At 68.7% G+C, this 19,487-nt stretch carries 24 protein-coding genes; 12 read left to right on the top strand and 12 right to left on the bottom strand.

Going from position 1 to position 19,487, the window contains the following annotated elements; translation table 11 throughout:
- Positions 1-2: 2 nt before the first annotated feature.
- From rapZ to RAN53_RS06005, 10 genes are all read right to left on the bottom strand, one after another.
- On the bottom strand, positions 3-908 hold the full coding sequence (gene rapZ, locus RAN53_RS06050; RefSeq protein ID WP_305795917.1) for an RNase adapter RapZ: 906 nt from the start codon (positions 906-908) through the stop codon (positions 3-5).
- A gap of 34 nt (positions 909-942) precedes the next feature.
- Positions 943-1,410 (bottom strand): PTS IIA-like nitrogen regulatory protein PtsN, encoded by a 468-nt coding sequence (gene ptsN / locus RAN53_RS06045; protein WP_305795916.1) that lies wholly within the window; start codon positions 1,408-1,410, stop codon positions 943-945.
- Between the two features lie 7 nt (positions 1,411-1,417).
- On the bottom strand, positions 1,418-1,726 hold the full coding sequence (hpf, locus tag RAN53_RS06040) for a ribosome hibernation-promoting factor, HPF/YfiA family (RefSeq protein WP_213313052.1): 309 nt from the start codon (positions 1,724-1,726) through the stop codon (positions 1,418-1,420).
- A 100-nt stretch (positions 1,727-1,826) separates the two neighbouring features.
- Entirely contained in the window at positions 1,827-3,242 is a 1,416-nt protein-coding gene (locus RAN53_RS06035) for an RNA polymerase factor sigma-54 (protein ID WP_305795915.1), read from the bottom strand.
- 142 nt (positions 3,243-3,384) lie between these two features.
- Complete coding sequence (lptB, locus tag RAN53_RS06030) at positions 3,385-4,110, bottom strand: LPS export ABC transporter ATP-binding protein (protein ID WP_305795914.1); 726 nt, start codon at positions 4,108-4,110, stop codon at positions 3,385-3,387.
- Between the two features lie 8 nt (positions 4,111-4,118).
- Positions 4,119-4,652: a lipopolysaccharide transport periplasmic protein LptA gene (lptA, locus tag RAN53_RS06025; protein WP_305795913.1), complete on the bottom strand. Its 534-nt coding sequence runs from the start codon at positions 4,650-4,652 to the stop codon at positions 4,119-4,121.
- Positions 4,649-5,233 (bottom strand): LPS export ABC transporter periplasmic protein LptC, encoded by a 585-nt coding sequence (lptC, locus tag RAN53_RS06020; protein WP_305795912.1) that lies wholly within the window; start codon positions 5,231-5,233, stop codon positions 4,649-4,651. The genes lptA and lptC overlap by 4 nt, the downstream gene beginning before the upstream one ends.
- Before the next feature lie 4 nt (positions 5,234-5,237).
- Positions 5,238-5,795, bottom strand: a complete 558-nt coding sequence (locus RAN53_RS06015; protein ID WP_305795911.1) for a KdsC family phosphatase — start codon at positions 5,793-5,795, stop codon at positions 5,238-5,240.
- Between the two features lie 21 nt (positions 5,796-5,816).
- Positions 5,817-6,806 (bottom strand): KpsF/GutQ family sugar-phosphate isomerase, encoded by a 990-nt coding sequence (locus RAN53_RS06010; protein WP_305795910.1) that lies wholly within the window; start codon positions 6,804-6,806, stop codon positions 5,817-5,819.
- A gap of 32 nt (positions 6,807-6,838) precedes the next feature.
- On the bottom strand, positions 6,839-7,795 hold the full coding sequence (locus tag RAN53_RS06005; protein ID WP_305795909.1) for a calcium/sodium antiporter: 957 nt from the start codon (positions 7,793-7,795) through the stop codon (positions 6,839-6,841).
- Positions 7,796-7,946: 151 nt separating this feature from the next.
- Between RAN53_RS06005 and RAN53_RS06000 the strand changes: the two genes are divergently transcribed.
- From RAN53_RS06000 to hisD, 9 genes are all read left to right on the top strand, one after another.
- Positions 7,947-8,759: an ABC transporter ATP-binding protein gene (locus RAN53_RS06000; RefSeq protein ID WP_305795908.1), complete on the top strand. Its 813-nt coding sequence runs from the start codon at positions 7,947-7,949 to the stop codon at positions 8,757-8,759.
- Positions 8,756-9,538, top strand: coding sequence for a lipid asymmetry maintenance ABC transporter permease subunit MlaE (gene mlaE, locus RAN53_RS05995; RefSeq protein ID WP_305795907.1), 783 nt, complete (start codon positions 8,756-8,758; stop codon positions 9,536-9,538). Before RAN53_RS06000 ends, mlaE begins: the two co-directional genes overlap by 4 nt.
- A gap of 36 nt (positions 9,539-9,574) precedes the next feature.
- On the top strand, positions 9,575-10,039 hold the full coding sequence (gene mlaD, locus RAN53_RS05990) for an outer membrane lipid asymmetry maintenance protein MlaD (protein WP_305795906.1): 465 nt from the start codon (positions 9,575-9,577) through the stop codon (positions 10,037-10,039).
- 44 nt (positions 10,040-10,083) lie between these two features.
- Positions 10,084-10,722: a phospholipid-binding protein MlaC gene (locus RAN53_RS05985; protein ID WP_305795905.1), complete on the top strand. Its 639-nt coding sequence runs from the start codon at positions 10,084-10,086 to the stop codon at positions 10,720-10,722.
- On the top strand, positions 10,719-11,054 hold the full coding sequence (locus tag RAN53_RS05980; protein WP_305795904.1) for a lipid asymmetry maintenance protein MlaB: 336 nt from the start codon (positions 10,719-10,721) through the stop codon (positions 11,052-11,054). Before RAN53_RS05985 ends, RAN53_RS05980 begins: the two co-directional genes overlap by 4 nt.
- A 131-nt stretch (positions 11,055-11,185) precedes the next feature.
- Positions 11,186-11,440: a BolA family protein gene (locus RAN53_RS05975; RefSeq protein ID WP_305795903.1), complete on the top strand. Its 255-nt coding sequence runs from the start codon at positions 11,186-11,188 to the stop codon at positions 11,438-11,440.
- Between the two features lie 14 nt (positions 11,441-11,454).
- Positions 11,455-12,717, top strand: a complete 1,263-nt coding sequence (gene murA, locus RAN53_RS05970; RefSeq protein ID WP_305795902.1) for a UDP-N-acetylglucosamine 1-carboxyvinyltransferase — start codon at positions 11,455-11,457, stop codon at positions 12,715-12,717.
- Positions 12,718-12,756: 39 nt separating this feature from the next.
- Entirely contained in the window at positions 12,757-13,410 is a 654-nt protein-coding gene (gene hisG, locus RAN53_RS05965; RefSeq protein WP_305795901.1) for an ATP phosphoribosyltransferase, read from the top strand.
- A gap of 51 nt (positions 13,411-13,461) precedes the next feature.
- A complete protein-coding gene (hisD, locus tag RAN53_RS05960) occupies positions 13,462-14,781 on the top strand; it encodes a histidinol dehydrogenase (protein ID WP_305795900.1) in 1,320 nt (439 codons plus the stop codon).
- Between the two features lie 88 nt (positions 14,782-14,869).
- Here the strand turns inward: hisD and RAN53_RS05955 are convergent, their stop codons facing one another.
- Positions 14,870-16,138, bottom strand: coding sequence for a S1C family serine protease (locus RAN53_RS05955; protein ID WP_305795899.1), 1,269 nt, complete (start codon positions 16,136-16,138; stop codon positions 14,870-14,872).
- A gap of 120 nt (positions 16,139-16,258) precedes the next feature.
- Here RAN53_RS05955 and RAN53_RS05950 point away from each other — a divergent pair, with 120 nt between their 5' ends.
- Complete coding sequence (locus RAN53_RS05950) at positions 16,259-17,020, top strand: Nif3-like dinuclear metal center hexameric protein (protein ID WP_305795898.1); 762 nt, start codon at positions 16,259-16,261, stop codon at positions 17,018-17,020.
- A gap of 68 nt (positions 17,021-17,088) precedes the next feature.
- Here the strand turns inward: RAN53_RS05950 and RAN53_RS05945 are convergent, their stop codons facing one another.
- Positions 17,089-17,538, bottom strand: a complete 450-nt coding sequence (locus tag RAN53_RS05945) for a YhcB family protein (protein WP_305795897.1) — start codon at positions 17,536-17,538, stop codon at positions 17,089-17,091.
- Between the two features lie 204 nt (positions 17,539-17,742).
- Between RAN53_RS05945 and zapE the strand changes: the two genes are divergently transcribed.
- Positions 17,743-18,912: a cell division protein ZapE gene (zapE, locus tag RAN53_RS05940; protein ID WP_305795896.1), complete on the top strand. Its 1,170-nt coding sequence runs from the start codon at positions 17,743-17,745 to the stop codon at positions 18,910-18,912.
- Between the two features lie 146 nt (positions 18,913-19,058).
- Positions 19,059-19,487, top strand: coding sequence for a 50S ribosomal protein L13 (rplM, locus tag RAN53_RS05935; RefSeq protein ID WP_305795895.1), 429 nt, complete (start codon positions 19,059-19,061; stop codon positions 19,485-19,487).

Here is a 19,487-nt window from a genome sequence, read left to right as displayed (position 1 = left end):
GCTCAACGTCCTTGATGAGGTGTGGCGTCGGGGCCAGGCAGGGTGTCCTGGGTGCCCAGCTCGCGGTGGCGCAGGCGGACATGGGTCTGGCTCTGTGCCAGGCGCATCGCCAGTCGCTCGGCGATGTATACCGAACGATGCTGCCCGCCGGTGCAGCCGATGGCCACGGTCAGGTAGCTGCGATGGCTGGCCTCGTAGCTGGGTAGCCAGCGCGTCAGCCAGGCGTGGATGTCCTCGAGCATCGCCTGGACCAGCGGATATCCCTCGAGGAAGGCGACGATCTCGGGGTCCTGGCCGGTGAAGGGCCTCAGGCGCGGGTCCCAGTAGGGATTGGGAAGGCAGCGGGCGTCGAACACCAGGTCGGCATCGAGTGGCACGCCGCGCTTGAAGCCGAAGGATTCCACGGTCAGGGTCAGCTGCTCGGGGCGATGCCCGGCCACCTGGTCGGCGATGCGGCCGCGCAGCTCGTGCACCGACAGCCGCGAGGTGTCGATCACCAGGTCGGACAGGTCACGGATCTCGGCCAGCGCCTGCTCCTCGGAGTCGATTGCCTCGGCCAGCGTCATCTCGCTGCCCCGGGTCAGCGGGTGGCGGCGTCGGGTGGCGGAGTAGCGCTCGATCAGGATGCGCGCGTCGGTGGTCAGGTAGATCACCTGGCAATCGATGCCGCGTTCACGCACCTCCTCGAGCAGGCTGGGAAAGCGTTTCAGGGCCTGGGGCAGGTTGCGGGCGTCGATGCTGACGGCGATGGAGGAGCGCGGGGATTCGGGGTTGCCCAGCTCGTCGACCAGCGAGCCGAGCAGCATGGCAGGCAGGTTGTCGATGGCGTAGTAGCCGAGATCCTCCAGGGCCTGCAGCGCGATCGACTTGCCCGAGCCGGAACGGCCGCTGATGATCACGAGCTGCATGGGGATCTCCTGGTCGTCCTGGCCGAGCGGGTGCTCAGCCCTGTCGTCGAATGGCCTCGATAAGGCCCTCGTGGAGTTCTCGCTGGCTGGCACTGCGGCGCAGGCGAGTTCGGGTGTCAACGTCGTTCATGATGCCGGCCACCTGAGCCAGCAGGGTCAGATGGGCGGCGTCTGCCTCCTCGGGCACCAGCAGCATGAACACCAGGTCGACGGGCTCGCCGTCGATGGCATCGAAATCCACCGGCTCGGCCAGCTTCAGGAAGCCGGCGATGGGCGCCTTGCAGTGGGGGCTTCTGGCATGCGGGATGGCCACGCCATTGCCGATCCCCGTACTGCCCAGGCGTTCGCGGGCGATCAGCCGTGCGAAAACCTCCTGGCTGTCGAGGCTGGGTGTATTCTGGGCGATGAAGGTGCTGAAGAACTCCAGCACCCGTTTCTTGCTTCCCCCGGGCACATCGAAGAGGGTGCGCTCGGGGGGCAGGATGGTTTCGAGAGACGACATCGTGGACTCAGCGAGCGCCGGCGCCCTGGGCGCGGGCCTGGGCCTTCTCCTTGTGCTTGACCAGCTGGCGGTCCAGCTTGTCGGCCAGGGCATCGATGGCGGCATACATGTCGTTCTCTTGAGCCTCGGCGTGCAGGTCGGCACCGGCGGCATGCAGGGTGCAGGCGGCGGACTGTCGCTCCTTCTCCACCGACAGGGTCACCTGAACGTTGGTGATGTTGTCGTAGTGGCGCTCCACGCGCGTCAGCTTCTCGTTGACATAGTCACGCAGGGCATCGGTCAGTTCCACATGATGGCCGGTGATGTTGACTTGCATGACACGCTCCTTGCTCGTTGGTTGTGCTTCGATTGTAACCCTTTTTCCCGCCTTGCATACCCCCACCCAGCGGCGGGTTCGAGGGGCGCCTTGATCCCGGTCAGCGAAGCCGCCTGCGCTCGCTGGAGGAGGGGATGCCCATGGCTTCCCTATACTTCGCCACGGTCCTGCGCGCGACCTGGATGCCGGCCTCGTCGAGCAGGGTGACCAGCCGGCTGTCGGAGAGCGGCTTGCGAGGCGGCTCCTCCTGGATCAGCTTGCGGATGCGGGCGCGGATGGCGGTGCTGGAGTGGGCGTCGCCTTCGCCTTCGCCGCCGCCGACGTGGCTGGAGAAGAAGAACTTGAGTTCGAAGACCCCCCGCGGGGTGTGGATGAACTTCTGGGTGGTGACCCTCGAGATGGTGGATTCGTGCATCTCCACCGCCTGGGCGATGTCGGCCAGGATGAGCGGCTTCATCGCCTCTTCCCCGCGCTCGAGGAAGTCGAGCTGGCGGGCCAGGATCTCGCGGCCCACTCGCAGCAGGGTGTCGTTGCGGCTGGACAGGCTCTTCATCAGCCAGCGCGCCTCCTGGAGATGCTCCTTGAGGAACTGGTTGTCGTCGCTTCTGTCGGCGCGGCGCACCAGGGCCGCGTAATCGGGCTGGATGCGCAGTCGTGGCAGTGCCTCGGGGTTGAGTTCGACGTGCCAGCCACGCTGGTCGTGGTAGGCGACCAGGTCCGGGATCACATAGTCGTCGGTCACGCTGGCAAAGGCGCTGCCGGGGCGTGGGTCCAGGCCTCGCACCAGGGCGATGGTGGCATCCAGGGCGTCGTCGTCCAGCCCCAGGCGCCGCTTGAGCAGGCGTCGATCGCCGCCGGCCAGGGCCTCGAGGAACTGGCGAACCAGGCGTCGCGCCTGGGGCAGCAGCGGCGTGTCGTCGGGGAGGGCGCCGAGCTGCAGCTGCAGGCATTCGCGCAGGTCGCGGGCGAAGATGCCGGTGGGGTCGAACTGCTGCAGGCGCAGCAGCACCCGCTCCATCTCCTGGCTGCGCAGGTCGGCAAGCCCCTGTTGCCTCAGGCCGCCACGGATCTCGTCGAGGGAGGTGGCCAGGTAGCCGGCATCGTCCACGGCATCGATCAGGCTCTCGGCGATCTGCCGCGCCCGAGGATCGAGGTCGCTCATCGCCAGCTGCCAGGCGAGGTGACCCTGCAGGCTCTGGCTCTGGGCCTGGCGCTCGAAATCGGGTCCCTCGCCTCCGGCCGGCGCGCCCAGGTCCTGGTAGGTGTCGGACCAGTCGCTGTCGGTGGCGAGCTGTTCGGGAATCTCGCTTGCCCAGTCGTCGTCCGGGGTCTCCTGGGTGGCCTGTTCGCCGAACTCGTCGTCGAGCTCCAGCAGCGGGTTGCTCTCCATCGCCTGCTGGATCTCCTGGCGCAGGTCCAGGGTAGAGAGCTGCAGCAAAGCGATGGCCTGCTGCAGCTGGGGTGTCATGGTCAGCTGGGTGCCGACCCGCAGTTGCAGGGATGCCTTCATGGCCATGGCCGGCGTCCTCCTGGCGTGTCGGAAAGCCCTACCCTAGCCCCTGGCGTGGCATGGCGCAATACGATTTCAAGCAATAATCATGCCATTGGTGCGCCGCGCGGCGGAATATGAATATGGTGAGGCGCGTTACCGGCCGGGGTCACAGGCGGAAGTCTTCACCGAGGTAGACCTCGCGCACCCGCTGGTTGGCGAGGATCGACTCGGCGTCGCCCTCGGCGATGATCTTGCCGTCGCCGACGATATAGGCGCTGTCGCAGATGTCGAGGGTGTCGCGGACGTTGTGGTCGGTGATCAGCACGCCGATGCCGCGGGCCTTGAGCTGGCGGATGATGCCCTTGATCTCGCCCACCGAGATCGGGTCGACCCCGGCGAAGGGCTCGTCGAGCAGGATGAAGGCGGGTTCGGTGGCCAGCGCCCGGGCGATCTCCACCCGGCGCCGCTCGCCGCCGGAGAGGCTCATGCCCGGGTTGTCGCGGATATGGGTGACATGGAACTCCTCGAGCAGCTGCTCCAGGCGTGCGCGACGGCCCTCCCGGTCGAGATCCTTGCGGGTCTCGAGGATGGCCATGATGTTGTCGGCCACCGACAGCTTGCGGAAGATCGAGGCCTCCTGGGGCAGGTAGCCGATCCCCGCCCGGGCCCGTTCGTGCATGGCGGCGCGGGAGAGGTCCAGGTCATCGATGGCCACCGAGCCGGCATCGGCACGCACCAGCCCCACGATCATGTAGAAGGAGGTGGTCTTGCCGGCACCGTTGGGGCCCAGCAGCCCGACGATGCTGCCCTGGCGGATCGACAGGCCGATGTCCTGCACCACGCGGCGGCGCTTGTAGCTCTTGGCCAGATGACGGGCGTGAAGGGTCTTCATGGATTCCCTTACTGCTGTTCGGGCTGGAGGGTCATGCGGATGCGCTGGCTGCCCTCGACGCCCTCGGCGTCGGCACGGGCCTGCACCACGCGGCGGTCGAGGAAGTACTCCAGGTAGCCGCCCTCGAAGGTGTCGCCCCCCTGATGGAGCTCGGCGCGATCGACCAGCTCCACGCGGCGTTCGGCCACGTGATAGATGACGGTGCGTCCCCAGCCCTTGACGATCGGCTCGGCGGGGTCGGGCTGCTGCTCGAGGTAGGCCCGATCGCCGGTGGCGGTGGCCAGGGAGAGCTCACCGGCCGCGTTGCGGCGGATCTCCACCCGGTTGCCCGTCAGGCGCATGCTGCCCTGGCGGATATCCACGTTGCCGGTATACACGGCGGTGCCGGCGCGGTCGTCGAGGTCGAGGCGGTCCGCCTCGACCAGGATGGGCGCATCGGCATCCTGATTTTGAGGCTGGCTCTGGGCCTGGCTGGCCGGGGCGACGGCCAGCAGCGCCAGCAGCAGCGCACAGGCCAGTGAGGGGAGTAGGGGGCGCGTCATGGCGAGGACTCCTCGGCTGTCTCGGGCGGATGGTGGCCGCGCACATTGTCGGTCAGGCGGGCCCGGTTGTCATGGAGCCAGGCGTCGAAGCGTTCGCCGCGCATGCGCTGGGGCGGCTGGCGCAGCGTGGCCGGGGTGGTGCTCCAGGCATGACCGGTGTCGGCATCGTAGTGCAGCGTCTCGGTCTCGAGCACCCAGCGCTCGGCGGGGGCCCGCAGACGGGCGTCGCCATCGAGCAGCAGCGGGTTGCCCCCGGGGCCCAGCTCGCCGCTTTTGGCCTCGGCGAGCCACAGGCGACCCTCGCGGTCGTGGAGCCGGGCAAGCGGGGTTTCCAGGCGGGTCACGTCATCCACCGGGGTGTGGACCAGCCGCGGCGTGGTCACCCGCTGGTGGGGGCGGCCCTCGGCGTCGAAGCGGGTGAGGCGCGCGTTCTCGAGGTAGAAGTCGGGCTCGCCCGCGGCGTCGCGCGGCACCTGGCCGGTGGGGGTGGGGTCGCGCAGGTCGAGCAGCGCCAGGCCTCCGCCCAGCGTCAGCAGCAGCAGGGTCAGCCAGGTGCGAAAGCCCGGGCGCGGCAGGGCCATGGCCTCAGCCGGCCCCGTGCAGGTAGGTGTCGATCACCGCGTCCCAGTGGCCCTGGGCGCGCAGCAGGGTGTCGGCGATCTCGCGGGCCGCGCCCTGGCCGCCGCTGCGCTCGGTGACCCAGTCGGCATACTTCTGGATGTAGGCCGGTGCGTTGGGCACGCTGATGCCCACCCCGGCGCGGCGGATGGCGCCCACGTCGGGCATGTCGTCGCCGCAGTAGGCCACCTGGTCGAATTCCAGGCCCAGGCGCACGCTGAGCTCCCGCAGTACCGGCAGCTTCTTCTCGACGCCCTGGAAGACATGCTGGATGCCCAGGGCGGCGGCGCGGCGACTCACCGTGGGTGACTCGCGGCCGGTGATCAGCGCGACCTGGATCCCGGCACGCTTGAGCAGCTTGAGGCCGTGGCCATCCTGGACATTGAAGGCCTTGATCTCGATGCCGTCGGCCTGGAAGTAGAGCTGGCCGTCGGTGAGCACGCCATCGACGTCCAGCGCGAGCAAGCGGATGCGGCGCAGACGGTCGGTCAGCAGCGGATCCTGCAGGGGGGAGGTGTGGGTCATGGGGACTCCGTGTCGTTGAGGTCAGATCACGCCGCTGGCGAGCAGGTCGTGCATATGCAGGGCGCCCACCGGGCGACCCTCGTCATCGACCACGGCCAGGGCGGAGATGCGGTGGTCTTCCATCAGGCTTACCGCCTCGGCGGCCAGGGTCTCCGGGGAGACGCGCTTGCCGGGACAGGTCATGACTTCATCCACGGTGAGGTCGGTGAGGTCGTTGTGCTGGTCCAGGGTGCGACGCAGGTCGCCATCGGTATAGACCCCGGCGAGGTGGCCGTCGGGGGCCACCACGCAGGTGAAGCCCAGCCCCTGGCGGGTGATCTCCAGCAGGGCATCGCGCAGCGGGCTGCCCAGCGGCACCCGGGGCAGCCGATCGCCCGAGTGCATCAGGTCACCGACGCGCAGCAGCAGCCGCTTGCCGAGGCTGCCGCCGGGGTGGGAGAGGGCGAAATCCTCGGCGGTGAAGCCGCGCGCCTCGAGCAGGGCCACGGCCAGGGCATCGCCCATGGCCAGGGCGGCGGTGGTGGAGGCGGTGGGGGCCAGGTCGAGCGGACAGGCCTCGCGCTCGACCCCGACATCGAGATGCGCCTCGGCGTGGCGGGCCAGGCTCGAGGCAGGGCGACCGGTCATGCTGATCAGCGGCACCTTCATGCGCTTTAGCAGCGGCAGCAGGGCGGTCACCTCGGCGGTCTCGCCCGAGTTGGAGAGGGCCAGCACCACGTCGCCGGGGGTGATCATGCCCAGGTCGCCGTGGCTGGCCTCGCCGGGATGCACGAAGAAGGCCGGCGTGCCGGTGCTGGCCAGGGTGGCGGCGATCTTGCCCGCGATGTGGCCCGACTTGCCCATGCCGGTGACCACCACGCGGCCGTGGCAGGCCAGGATCAGTTCGCAGGCGCGGTCGAAGGCGTCATCGAGGCGCGCCACCAGGGCGCCGACGGCCTGCTGCTCGAGGCGCAGGGTGCGTCGGGCGCTGTCACGGAGGGCCGAGCCGGCCGGGGGGGTATCGGATGTCATGGGGTCGATTGTTGCCTGTTGCGCGGAATCACTCAAGAGCCACCGCCCAGACTGGCCGTGCCGAGCCAGATCAGGTAGCCGAAATAGGTGGCGGCCAGGGCCGCGCCCGGGAGTCGGCCGAGGTGGTTGCGACGATGCCACAGCAGCAGGGCGCCGAGCACCAGGGTCAGCACCAGCAGCAAGGGATAGTCACGCTCCCCGGCGGCGGCATCGGTGGCGCCCGGTGCGATCAGACCGGGTATCGGCAGCACCGCCAGCAGGTTGAAGAGGTTGGAGCCGATGATGTTGCCGATGGCCAGGTCATGGTGGCGCTTGAGGGCGCTGGCCACGCAGGCCACCAGTTCGGGCAGGCTGGTACCGATGGCGACGATGGTCAGGCCGATGACCAGCTCGCTGACCCCCATGCTGCGGGCCAGCTCGCTGGCCCCCCACACCAGGCCCCGGGAGCCGGCCACCATCACCGCGAGCGTCACCACCAGCCACAGCAGTGCGCGCGGCAGGGTCATGTCCGGGATCTCCTCGGCGACGGCGTCCTCGGCATCCGGGGTGTCGGCGCGGAACAGCCACCACAGGCTGAACACCAGCAGGGCGATGAGCAGTGCGGCATCCATGCGCCCCAGGTGGCCGTTGGCCAGGGCATAGCCGGCAAGCCCGGTGGCCCCCAGCAGCAGCGGCAACTCGCGACGCACGATGGAGAAGCGCACCGGGATCGGCACCACCAGCGCGGTGATGCCCAGTACCAGGCCGATATTGGCGATGTTGGAGCCCAGGGCGTTGCCGGTGGCGAGGTCGGGGATGCCGTCCAGGGACGCCATCAGCGAGACCACGATCTCCGGGGCCGAGGTGCCCAGGGCGACGATGGTCATGCCCACCAGCAGGGTGCTCATGCCGGCGCGGCGGGCGGTGGCGGCCGCCGCGCCGACGAAGTGGTCGGCGCTCCACAGCAGGGCCACGAGGCCCAGGGCGACGGCGAACAGGGGAAGCAGCATGGGGTCTCGACTCGCTTGACTGTCAGTGTCGGAAGGGCGCCATTAAACGTGCTGGCCAGCGGCGGTGCAAGCCGCCGGGCGGCATCGGGCTGGCGCCCGGCAGGGCAGTTAGGATACGATGTTCGATAATTTTACTGGGATGGCTGAGCCAATGAGTGACACTCCCTTCGTGGCGGTGGAGGGGCTGCATTTCTCGCGTGGCGACAAGGAGATCTTCCGCGGCGTCGACATGACGATCCAGCGAGGCGGCATCACCGCCATCATGGGCCCCAGCGGCAGTGGCAAGACCACCCTGCTCAAGCTGATCGGCGGCCAGCTCCTGCCCGATGCCGGGCGGGTGCTGATCGAGGGTCAGGACGTGCATCGCCAGTCGCGCAAGGCGCTGTTTTCCATGCGCCAGCGTATGGGCATGCTGTTTCAGAGCGGGGCGCTGTTCTCCGACCTCAGCGTGTTCGAGAACGTGGCCTTCCCGCTGCGGGTGCATACCGACCTGCCGGGCGCCATGGTCCGCGACCTGGTGCTGATGAAGCTCGAGGCGGTGGGGCTGCGCGGTGCCCGGACGCTGATGCCCTCGGAGCTCTCCGGGGGCATGGCGCGCCGGGTGGCGCTGGCCCGGGCCATCGCCCTGGATCCGGAGCTGATCCTCTATGATGAGCCCTTCGTCGGCCAGGATCCGATCTCCATGGGCGTGCTGGTGCAGCTGATCAAGCGCCTAAACCAGGCCCTGGGGCTGACCTCCATTGTGGTCTCCCACGACATCAAGGAGACCCTGACCATCGCCGACTACGTCTACGTGATCGCCGATGGCCAGGTGATGGCCCACGGCACGCCCAAGAGCCTCGACGTTGACCAGGATCCTCGGGTCAGCCAGTTCGTCCACGGCGAGCCGGATGGGCCGGTCCCCTTCCACTACCCGGCGGTGGACTTCGTCAGCGACATGCTCAGCCCGGGAGGCCCTCGATGATTCAGCGAATTCGCCGTCTGGGGCGCCGCGGCTGCGACCTGCTCGAGGCCTTCGGTCGCGCCGGTATCTTCCTGGCCCAGTCCGCCGTGGGGCTGCCGAGTCGCGAGGGACTCTACCTCTGGGTGCGCCAGATGCACTTCGTCGGTGTGCTGTCGCTGGCCATCGTGCTCGTCTCGGGGCTGTTCATCGGCATGGTGCTGTCGCTGCAGGGCTATACCATCCTGGTGGACTTCGGTGCCGAGGATGCGCTGGGTCAGATGGTGGCGCTATCGCTGCTGCGTGAGCTTGCCCCGGTGGTGGCGGCACTGCTGTTCGCCGGGCGTGCCGGCTCGGCACTGACCGCCGAGATCGGCCTGATGAAGGCCACCGAGCAGCTGACCAGCATGGAGATGATCGGTGTCGACCCGCTGCGTCGAGTGGTGGCGCCGCGCCTGTGGGCCGGCTTCGTGTCCCTGCCGCTGCTGACCGTAGGCTTCGGTGTGGTGGGCATCTACGGCGGCTACCTGGTCGGGGTCGACTGGCTGGGCGTGTTCGAGGGCTCCTACTGGTCCAACATGCAGGCCAGCGTCGATTTCATCGACGACGTCGGCAACGGCATCATCAAGAGCCTGGTGTTTGCCGTGGTGGTGACCTGGATCGCGGTTTTCCAGGGCTATGACCTGGTGCCCACCTCGGAGGGCATCTCGCGGGCCACCACCCGTACCGTGGTCTATTCCTCGCTGGCCGTGCTCGGCCTCGATTTCGTGCTGACCGCCGTGATGTTCGGCGGCCTCGCCTGAGCGGCGAACGATCGCCCTGATGTGTGGAGATATTAGATGAAGCGCAGCAAAACCATGGAACTGGGGGTGGGGCTGTTCATGCTTGCCGGCATCCTCGGCCTGGTGTTCCTCGGCCTGCGGGTCAGTGGCATGACCCTGCAGGCCCCCAGCGATACCTTCCGCCTGGAGGCCAACTTCGCCAATATCGGCGGCCTCAAGCCCCGGGCGCGGGTCACCATGGCCGGGGTCACGGTAGGGCGCGTGGCGGCCATCGAGCTCGATACCGACTGGTATGATGCCCGGGTGGTGCTCGAGCTCGACGATGACCTGGAGGGGCAGCTCTCCCGGGACACCACCGCGGCGATCCTGACCTCGGGCCTGCTCGGCGAGCAATACGTGGGCCTTTCCGTGGGCGGTGATCCCGAGACCCTGGCCGACGGCGATACCATCCGCGATACCCAGTCGGCCCTGGTGCTCGAAGAACTCATCCAGCAGTTCGTGTCAAACATGGTCAGCGACTAGCCGCTGACCGCCCCCTCATCGACCCCTGACATGGAGACGTGGACATGATCCGTTCCCCCCTGCCCCTGGCGGCACTGCTGCTGAGCCTGCTGTTCAGCCTGGCCGTGCAGGCCGCTCCCGAGCGCACCCCCGACCAGGTGATCCGCCATAGCGTCGAGACGCTGACCGGCCAGATCGAGGGCCGGCGCGACCACTTCGCCAACAACATGGACGAGCTCGAGGCGCTGGTCGACGACAGCCTCGAGGATATCGCCGACTTCCGCTACATCGGCGCCAGCGTGATGGGGCGCTACTTCTCCAACGCCACTCCCCAGCAGCGCTCGCGTTTCGTCGAGACCTTCCGCCAGACGCTGATCGACACCTACGCCAAGGGGCTGGTCACCTTCGACTACCGCGAGCTGCGCGTACTCGATGCCCAGCGCGCCCAGCGCCACGAGGATCAGGCCAGCGTCGACATGGAGGTGGTGGCCGAGGATGGTGCCGTCTACCCGGTCAGCTACTCCCTGCGCCTCACCGGTGGCGAATGGCGGGTGGTCAACGTGATCGTCAACGGCATCAACCTGGGGCTGACCTTCCGCAACCAGTTCGATCAGGCGATGCGTGACAACGCTCGCGACTATGATGCCGTGATCGACGGCTGGTCGCCCGAGGTGGGCGTCGAGGAGCTGGAGCAGGGCGCGTGAGCGACCTGCTTGCACGCGATGGCCTGCGCCTGGAGGCCTCTGATGCCGGCCTGGTGGTGTGCGGTGAAGTGGGCTTCGAGCATGCCGCCGAACTCGCCGAGGCGGGCAGCCGCTGGCTCGCGGCGCGCCGCTCGGGCGAGGCCGTGAGCTTCGATCTGCGCGGCGTCGCCGGGGTCAGCAGTGCGGCCCTCTCCGTGCTGCTGGAGTGGGCCCGTGCGGCGAGCCGTGCCGGGCTCGTCCTGGAGCGGGTGCACCTGTCGGCGTCCCTCTGGCGCCTCACCGACCTGGCCGGCCTCGAGCGTCTGCTGCCGCTCGAGGCGGCGGGCGAGTAGCCGGGGCGATCGCCAAGCGCGGTGCTTTTCATTACCATGGGCCATCCCCATTGCCTGTCGACGACGAGGTGCCTGTCGTCGGCGGACCCGTTTCAGTACTGCCATTTCAGGACTACAAGGAGTGCCTCACCATGCAACCCAGTGACGTCAAGGGGCTGCTCGAGTCGCGCATCGACGGCTGCGATTTCCACATCCAGGGCGAGGGCTGCAACTTCCAGGTGGTGGCCGTGGGCGAGGTATTCGCGGGCCTGTCGCCGGTCAAGCGCCAGCAGCTGATCTATGGCGCGCTCTCCGACGAGATCGCCTCCGGCGCGCTGCACGCGGTGAGCATCAAGACCTATACCCCGGCGCAGTGGCAAGACGCGCCGGAGAACCCCCGCGCCTGAGACCCCTACCCTCCATGGACAAGTTGATCATTACCGGCAACGGGCCGGTCGATGGCGAGGTATGGGCCAGCGGCGCCAAGAATGCCGCCCTGCCCATCCTGTGTGCCACCCTGCTGGCCGACGAGCCGGTCACCATCGGCAACCTGCCGCATCTGCAGGACATCACCACCACCCTGGAGTTGCTCGGCCACCTGGGGGTGGAGCCGGTGATGGGCGAGAAGATGACCATCCAGCTCGACGGTTCCCAGGTGACGCATTGCGATGCGCCCTATGAGCTGGTCAAGAAGATGCGCGCCTCGATCCTGGTGCTGGGCCCGCTGGTGGCGCATTTCGGCCACGCCGACGTCTCCCTGCCGGGGGGCTGCGCCATCGGGTCGCGCCCGGTGGACCTGCACCTGCGTGGCCTCGAGGCCATGGGGGCGGAGATCCGCGTCGAGGCCGGCTATATCCGTGCCCGGGTGGAGGGGCGGCTGAAGGGGGCCACCATCTTCTTCGATACGGTCACGGTGACCGGCACCGAGAACCTGCTGATGGCGGCGGCGCTGGCAGAGGGCACCACGGTGCTCGAGAACGCCGCCCGGGAGCCGGAGGTGGTCGACCTGGCCGAGCTGCTGATCAAGATGGGCGCCAGCATTCGCGGCCATGGCACCGACACCATCACCATCGAGGGCGTGCCGCGCTTGCATGGCGCCTACCATGACGTGATGCCCGACCGCATCGAGACAGGCACCTTCCTGGTCGCCGCCGCACTCTCACGCGGTCGCGTCAGGGTGCGGCGCACCCGCGCCGATATCCTCGAGGCGGTGCTGGCCAAGCTCGAGGAGGCCGGCGCCGAGATCACCACCGGCGACGACTGGATCGCGCTGGACATGCACGGCAAGCGCCCGCGGCCGGTCAACATCCGCACCGCGCCCTATCCGGCCTTTCCCACCGACATGCAGGCCCAGTTCGTGGCCATGAACGCGGTGGCCGACGGCACCTCCCGGGTGGTGGAAACCATCTTCGAGAACCGCTTCATGCACGTCCAGGAGCTCAATCGCATGGGCGCGAAGATCGCCCTGGAGGGCAACACCGCGGTGATCGAGGGAGTCGAGAAGCTCTCCGGCGCCCCGGTGATGGCCACCGACCTGCGCGCCTCGGCGTCGCTGGTGATCGCGGCGATGATGGCCGAGGGGGAGACCCTGGTCGACCGCATCTACCATATCGATCGCGGCTACGAGTGCATCGAGGAGAAGCTGCAACTGCTGGGCGCACGCATCCGTCGCGTACCGGGCTAGCCCCTATCTTGATCAATGCGAGATGACCAAGGCGAGAGCATGAGCAAACAACTGATCGTGGCCCTCTCCAAGGGCCGTATCCTGGACGAGACCCTGCCGCTGCTGGCCGACGCCGGCGTCGAGCCGGCGGAAGACCTGGGCAGGAGCCGCAAGCTGCTGTTCGATACCAACCTGCCCGACGTCAAGCTGGTGGTGATCCGTGCCACCGACGTGCCGACCTATGTGCAGCTGGGCGCCGCCGACCTGGGGGTGGCGGGCAAGGACGTGCTCCTCGAGCACGGGGCGACGGGGCTCTACGAGCCGCTGGACCTGGAGATCGCCCGCTGCCGGCTGATGACCGCCGGCATCACCGGCGCCGAGCCGGCCCGCGCCCGGCGCCGGGTGGCCACCAAGTTCGTCAACGTCGCCCGGCGCTGGTATGCCGAGCAGGGGATCCAGGCCGAGGTCATCAAGCTCTACGGTGCCATGGAGCTGGCGCCGCTGATGAACCTGGCCGACGAGATCGTCGATATCGTCGATACCGGCAATACCCTGCGCGCCAACGGCATGGAGCCCCGCGAGCTGATCGCGCCGGTCTCCACCCGGTTGGTGGTCAACAAGGCGGCGATGACCATGAAGCATGCGCGTATCAAGCCGCTGCTCGAGCGCCTCGAGCAGGCGGTGACCGCACGTCGCGAGGGCGTCGCGGGCTGAGCGCCCGCGTTGGACCCGACCGGACAGTCCCGACACGATATGGATGCTGCCATGACCGATACCACTGCCCCCTCAGGAATCGCCCGCCTCGCCACCACCGACGCCGACTTCACGGCACGGCTCGACCACCTGCTGGCCTGGGAGGGGGTCTCCGACGGCGAGGTCCAGGCGCGGGTCGCGGAGATCCTCGCCGCGGTGAAGGATCGCGGCGACGCCGCCCTGGTGGAGGCCAGCAACCGCTTCGATCGCCTCTCGGCATCCAGCATGGCCGAGCTGACCCTCAGTGCGCCGCGCCTGCGCCAGGCCTACGAGGGGCTGCCCGACGAGCAGCGCGAGGCCCTGGCCCAGGCCGCCGAGCGCATCCGACTCTACCACGAGCGCCAGAAGCCCGAGTCCTGGCACTACACCGAGGAGGACGGCAGCGTGCTTGGCCAGCAGGTGATGCCACTCGATCGTGCCGGCATCTACGTGCCGGGCGGCAAGGCGGCCTATCCCTCCTCGGTGTTGATGAACGCGATTCCCGCCCATGTGGCCGGCGTCCGCGAGATCATCATGGTGGTCCCCACCCCGGATGGGGTGCTCAACGAGCTGGTGCTGGCCGCGGCGCACCTCGCCGGGGTCGACCGGGTGTTCACGGTGGGGGGCGCCCAGGCCATCGCCGCCCTGGCCTACGGCACCGAGACGGTGCCGCGGGTCGACAAGATCGTCGGGCCGGGCAATATCTACGTGGCGACGGCCAAGCGTGCGGTGTTCGGCCAGGTGGGCATCGACATGATCGCCGGCCCCTCGGAGATCCTGGTGGTCTCCGATGGCGGGACCGACCCCGAGTGGCTGGCCATGGACCTCTTCTCCCAGGCCGAGCACGACGAGGACGCCCAGGCGATCCTGGTGGGCTGGGATGACCAGCACATCGACGCCGTGGAGGCCGCCATCGACCGCCTGCTGCCGACCCTGGAGCGCCAGGCGATCGTCCGCGAGTCGCTCTCCCGGCGCGGGGCGCTGATTCGTTGCCGCGATCGCGCCGAGGCGATGACGCTGATCAATCGCATCGCGCCGGAGCATCTCGAGCTCTCCGTGGCCAACCCCGAGGGCTGGCTTCCCGAGGTGCGTCACGCCGGCGCCATCTTCATGGGTCGCTATACCGCCGAGGCGCTGGGGGACTACTGCGCCGGTCCCAACCATGTGCTGCCCACCTCGGGCACCGCACGCTTCTCGTCGCCGCTGGGGGTCTACGACTTCCAGAAGCGCTCATCGATCATCCACTGCTCCGCCGAGGGGGCGTCCGAGCTGGGGCGGGTGGCCTCGGTGCTGGCTCGCGGCGAGTCGCTTACCGCCCATGCGCGCAGCGCCGAGTACCGCATCAAGACGTGATCGACCGACGTGGCTCGACGCAGAGGGCCCCGTCGGATGGCGGGGCCCTCTGCGTCGTGGGGAGCGTGGGGGCGGCGTGGGCGAGTGGCTACTCGGGGTCGCGCAGCTCGGGGGGCGGCCGCTCGCCGACCTCTACCGTCAGTTCCAGCTCCTCGCCGCCGCGTACCACGGTGAGCGGCAGGCTGTCGCCGGGCTCCACCGCGGCGATGTCGGACATCGTCTCCCGGGCGTCGAGGATCGGCCGGCCCTCGATGGAGAGCAGCACATCCCCGGGGCGCAGGCCGGCCTGGTCGGCGGGTCCTCCCGGCACCACCCCGGCGATGATCACGCCGCGCGGCGCCTGCAGGCCGAAGGAGGCGGCCAGTTCCGGGTTGAGCTCCTGGGCCTCGACCCCCAGCCAGCCACGGATCACGCGCCCCTGAGTGACCAGTTCCTCGAGGATATTGCGCGCCAGGTTGGCGGGGATGGCGAAGCCGATCCCCTGAGAGCCACCCGAGCGCGAGAAGATCGCGGTATTGATGCCCACCATGGCCCCGTCGGGGCTGATCAGCGCGCCCCCGGAGTTTCCCGGGTTGATGGCGGCATCGGTCTGGATGAAGTCCTCGTAGGCGTTGAGCCCCAGGTGGCTGCGGCCGGTGGCGCTGATGATGCCCATGGTGACCGTCTGGCCGACCCCGAAGGGGTTGCCGATGGCCAGGGCCACGTCGCCGATGGCTACCTCGGCGGAGTCGGCCAGCTCGATCACCGGCAGGTCGTCGAGCTGGATGCGCAGCACGGCGAGGTCGCTCTCCGGGTCGGTGCCGATCACCTCGGCCAGGGTCTCGCGGCCGTCGCGCAGGGCCACCTGGATCTGGTCGGCGCCGCCGATCACGTGGTGGTTGGTCAGCACATAGCCCTCTTCGCTGACGATGACGCCCGAGCCGAGGCTCGACAGCATGCGCTGTCGCGTCGGCATGTCGTCGCCGAAGAACTGGCGGAAGAAGGGGTCCGACATCAACGGGTGCTGGTCGCGTTCGACGACTCTGGAGGAGTAGATGTTGACGACCGCCGGGGCGGCGCGCTCCACCGCGGCGGCGTAGCTGGCCGGCCCCTGCTCGCGGGCGAGCGGCGGTGCCTGGCGCAGTGCCGGTGCGGGACGCTCGGCCTCGTCGCTGGGGGCCGCGACATCGGGGGAGACCGCCAGCGGCTCGCGCAGGATCGGGGCGGGCGCCGCCGGGGAAGACGGCTCGCCAGCATCGCGGCCGGTGAGCCGCGGGAAGGCGTTGAGCAGTACCACGGCGAGCAGCACCCCGATCAGCACCGGCAGCAGGTAGGGAGCAAGGGAGCTAAGGCGATGGCGCGGCGGTCGGTACGGCATGCGGGACTCGGTTCTCGTCTGGGCGGTCGCGTCGGGGCTGTAACGGTCGCCGGCGCTCGCCGGTGACGGTTACAATCGGCGCATGGTAACACCTTCATTCCACAGCGTCCGGAGGAGACGATGACTCATCGCGACACCCTGGTGGCCGCCTGCGAAAGCAAGCTGCAGCCCGAGCGCTTCAAGGACTACACCGTCAATGGCCTGCAGGTGGAGGGGCGTGACGAGGTCAGGCGGGTGCTGAGTGGGGTCACCGCCTGCCAGGCGCTGCTCGACGAGGCGCTGGCCTGGGAGGCCGACCTGGTGCTGGTCCACCATGGCTATTTCTGGAAGAACGAGCCGGTGGCCATCACCGGCATGAAGCGGCGCCGGCTGCAGACCCTGCTGGCCCATGACATCAGCCTGCTGGCCTATCACCTGCCACTGGATGCCCATGCCGGGCTCGGCAACAACGCCGAACTTGGGCGTCGGCTGGGCTTCACGGTGGAAGGGTGCGCCGACGGCGAGTTGGGGGAAGGGCTCCTCTGGCTGGGGGCGCCGCCGTCGGTGATGGATGCAGGGGCGTTGGCCGACCACGTCGGTGAGCGTCTGGGGCGCGAGGCGCTGCTGGTGGAGGCGCCGTGCGCTGGCCCCGTCCGACGGGTGGCCTGGTGCACCGGCGGGGCCCAGGACATGATCACCGCGGCGCGGGAGGCGGGAGCCGATGCCTTCATCTCCGGGGAGATCTCCGAGCGCACTACCCACCTGGCCCGCGAGCTGGGCATCCACTATCTGTGTGCCGGCCACCACGCCACGGAGCGGGACGGCGTGCGGGCGCTGGGCGAGTGGCTGGCCGGCGAGTTCGGCCTCGAGCACCGTTTCGTGGATATCGACAACCCGGCGTGAGGCCCGGAAACCACAACGCCCCGCCGGTTGGGCGGGGCGTCGAGGGTCTAGCGAACCTGTCGTTCGGCTCAGTAGCGGGGGGCCTCGGGCTCCCGGCTGGCGTCGTCCTTGAGGCCGAAGTCCTCGGAGAGGGTGCCGCCTGAGCCGTCGGCATAGTCACGGGGCGTCGGCAGGGCCTCGTCGTCGATCTCGTCGGCGGGGGTCGTGGGCTCTTCCACGGCAAGACCCGGGCGGCCCCTGGTGCGCCCGCCGAGGGCGCCGGCATCCTCGGCGAGGCGTGCGGCGAGTGCCTCGCTGTCCCGGCGCAGCGTTTCCGCCAGTCGGCTGACCTCGTCGAAGTGCTCGTCGAGGCCGTCGCGCAGGGCCGCGAGTTCCCGGTCGCGTTCGGCGAGGCGCTGGCGCAGGCGCTGCATGCCGTGGGCGCCGGCGTTGAGCAGGTGATAGCCCAGTGCCCCCAGGCCGATACCGGCCAGCAGGCAGGCAATGGCCAGAATCCAGTTGATGTTGCTCTCGTCCACGTCGGTCTCCCTGCGGCGGTGAACGATCCAGCGGCCGGCGTTACGGCGGGCGGATCCGGTGATGGGGCGGTGGCCCCGGCGCGCACCATTATAGGGTCTAGCGCCGCCGCCGGGTCAACGCGGACGGGCCCCGGCGATGCGCTTCGTTGTTCAGGCGCGTATAATATGCAGCCTGTCGAAGCCGCAACAGGCCGTTTTCGCCCCATGAGTGCCGCACATCGAGACGTTCGTCCCACCCCCATGGCCCGCTATCGGGCCGACCTGGAACGTGACGACTTCCAGTACGATGCCGCCCAGGAGCAGGCCGTGGCGCATCTGCAGCGACTCTACGAGGAGCTGCTCGCGACGCCACCCGCGCCGCCGCGCCCCGCTGCCACGGGCGCTGGCCTGGTATCCCGCGTGGCCGGACTGTTCGGCAAGCGTGCACCCCGCGAAGCCGAGGCCCCGGTGCTGCCGGAGATCCGCGGGCTCTACTTCTGGGGCGGTGTCGGGCGCGGCAAGACCTACCTGGTGGACGCCTTCTACGAGTCGCTGCCCTTTCCCGAGAAGATGCGCACCCACTTTCACCGCTTCATGCAGCGGGTGCACAACGAGTTGGAACACTACAAGGGCGAGAAGAATCCGCTGCGCCTGATCGCCGCGAAATTCGCCGCCGAGGCCAGGGTGATCTGCTTCGACGAGTTCTTCGTCAAGGACATCACCGATGCCATGATCCTGGCCAACCTGCTCGAGGCCCTGTTCGAGCGCGGCGTGGTGTTGGTGGCGACCTCCAATATCGTGCCCGGCGAGCTCTACAAGGATGGCCTGCAGCGCGCGCGTTTCCTGCCGGCCATCGACCTGCTCGAGCGCCACTGCGAGGTGGTCAACGTCGACTCGGGAATCGACTACCGGCTGCGCGCCCTGGAGCGTGCCGAGATCTTCCACTCGCCCCTCGACGCGGCCGCCGAGGTGGAGCTGGCGCGCAGCTTCCGCGAGATCGCCGGCCAAGACGGCGAGGTCGACGTGCCGCTGGAGATCAACCACCGGGTGCTGCACGCCCGCCGGCTCCACGACGACGTGGTGTGGTTCGAGTTCCGTGAGCTCTGCGACGGTCCGCGCAGCCAGAACGACTATATCGAGCTGGCCCGGGAGTTCCACTCCGTGCTGGTCTCCAACGTGACCCGCATGAACGGGGCGACGGATGATCAGGCCAGGCGCTTCATCAACATGGTCGACGAGTTCTACGATCGCGGCGTCAAGCTGCTGATGTCCGCCGAGGTGCCCGCCGAGGCGCTGTATGCCGACGGGCGCCTCGAGTTCGAGTTCCAGCGCACCCTGTCGCGGCTGCAGGAGATGCAGTCCCACGACTACCTGGCGCTGCCCCACAAGCCCTGAGCGGCATTGCCTTGTGGGCCCTGCTCATGTAGACTTCGCGCGCTCTACCCGTTGCCTTCGCCTGTCGATGGCAACCAAGAAGAATAGGGATGGTTGCATGCCGGCTGATCGGCTGATAACCCAATACACTTGATTGGTGAGATTCCATGAAGACGTTCACTGCCAAACCGCAGTCCGTCGAGCGCGACTGGTACGTCGTCGACGCCACGGACAAGACGCTGGGCCGTCTGGCCACAGAGATCGCTCGTCGCCTGCGCGGCAAGCACAAGCCGGAGTTCACCCCGCACGTGGATACCGGCGACTACATCGTCGTGATCAACGCCGAGAAGGTGAAGGTCACCGGCAACAAGGCCAAGGCCAAGACCTACTATCGCCACACCGGTTATCCCGGTGGCCTGCGTTCCATGACCTTCGACAAGATGCTCGATCACGCTCCCGAGCGTATCATCGAGAGCGCCGTGAAGGGCATGCTGCCGAAGGGCCCCCTGGGCCGCGCCATGTACACCAAGCTCAAGGTCTACGCCGGCGCCGAGCATCCGCACGCCGCCCAGCAGCCGCAAGAACTGAACCTCTGA

The sequence above is a fragment of the Halomonas sp. SSL-5 genome, assembly GCF_030708455.1.
Taxonomy (GTDB): domain Bacteria; phylum Pseudomonadota; class Gammaproteobacteria; order Pseudomonadales; family Halomonadaceae; genus Halomonas.
Note: the sequence above shows the minus strand (reverse complement) of the source record. Positions and strands in the feature narration are given on the sequence as shown.

Excerpts from the sequence above, each read along its gene's own strand:
- rapZ (WP_305795917.1), bottom strand. The coding sequence starts at position 908 with ATGCAGCTCGTGATCATCAGCGGCCGTTCCGGCTCGGGCAAGTCGATC.
- ptsN (WP_305795916.1), bottom strand. The coding sequence starts at position 1,410 with ATGTCGTCTCTCGAAACCATCCTGCCCCCCGAGCGCACCCTCTTCGAT.
- hpf (WP_213313052.1), bottom strand. The coding sequence starts at position 1,726 with ATGCAAGTCAACATCACCGGCCATCATGTGGAACTGACCGATGCCCTG.
- RAN53_RS06035 (WP_305795915.1), bottom strand. The coding sequence starts at position 3,242 with ATGGCCATGAAGGCATCCCTGCAACTGCGGGTCGGCACCCAGCTGACC.
- lptB (WP_305795914.1), bottom strand. The coding sequence starts at position 4,110 with ATGAAGACCCTTCACGCCCGTCATCTGGCCAAGAGCTACAAGCGCCGC.
- lptA (WP_305795913.1), bottom strand. The coding sequence starts at position 4,652 with ATGACGCGCCCCCTACTCCCCTCACTGGCCTGTGCGCTGCTGCTGGCG.
- lptC (WP_305795912.1), bottom strand. The coding sequence starts at position 5,233 with ATGGCCCTGCCGCGCCCGGGCTTTCGCACCTGGCTGACCCTGCTGCTG.
- RAN53_RS06015 (WP_305795911.1), bottom strand. The coding sequence starts at position 5,795 with ATGACCCACACCTCCCCCCTGCAGGATCCGCTGCTGACCGACCGTCTG.
- RAN53_RS06010 (WP_305795910.1), bottom strand. The coding sequence starts at position 6,806 with ATGACATCCGATACCCCCCCGGCCGGCTCGGCCCTCCGTGACAGCGCC.
- RAN53_RS06005 (WP_305795909.1), bottom strand. The coding sequence starts at position 7,795 with ATGCTGCTTCCCCTGTTCGCCGTCGCCCTGGGCCTCGTGGCCCTGCTG.
- RAN53_RS06000 (WP_305795908.1), top strand. The coding sequence starts at position 7,947 with ATGAGTGACACTCCCTTCGTGGCGGTGGAGGGGCTGCATTTCTCGCGT.
- mlaE (WP_305795907.1), top strand. The coding sequence starts at position 8,756 with ATGATTCAGCGAATTCGCCGTCTGGGGCGCCGCGGCTGCGACCTGCTC.
- mlaD (WP_305795906.1), top strand. The coding sequence starts at position 9,575 with ATGAAGCGCAGCAAAACCATGGAACTGGGGGTGGGGCTGTTCATGCTT.
- RAN53_RS05985 (WP_305795905.1), top strand. The coding sequence starts at position 10,084 with ATGATCCGTTCCCCCCTGCCCCTGGCGGCACTGCTGCTGAGCCTGCTG.
- RAN53_RS05975 (WP_305795903.1), top strand. The coding sequence starts at position 11,186 with ATGCAACCCAGTGACGTCAAGGGGCTGCTCGAGTCGCGCATCGACGGC.
- murA (WP_305795902.1), top strand. The coding sequence starts at position 11,455 with ATGGACAAGTTGATCATTACCGGCAACGGGCCGGTCGATGGCGAGGTA.
- hisG (WP_305795901.1), top strand. The coding sequence starts at position 12,757 with ATGAGCAAACAACTGATCGTGGCCCTCTCCAAGGGCCGTATCCTGGAC.
- hisD (WP_305795900.1), top strand. The coding sequence starts at position 13,462 with ATGACCGATACCACTGCCCCCTCAGGAATCGCCCGCCTCGCCACCACC.
- RAN53_RS05955 (WP_305795899.1), bottom strand. The coding sequence starts at position 16,138 with ATGCCGTACCGACCGCCGCGCCATCGCCTTAGCTCCCTTGCTCCCTAC.
- RAN53_RS05950 (WP_305795898.1), top strand. The coding sequence starts at position 16,259 with ATGACTCATCGCGACACCCTGGTGGCCGCCTGCGAAAGCAAGCTGCAG.
- zapE (WP_305795896.1), top strand. The coding sequence starts at position 17,743 with ATGAGTGCCGCACATCGAGACGTTCGTCCCACCCCCATGGCCCGCTAT.
- rplM (WP_305795895.1), top strand. The coding sequence starts at position 19,059 with ATGAAGACGTTCACTGCCAAACCGCAGTCCGTCGAGCGCGACTGGTAC.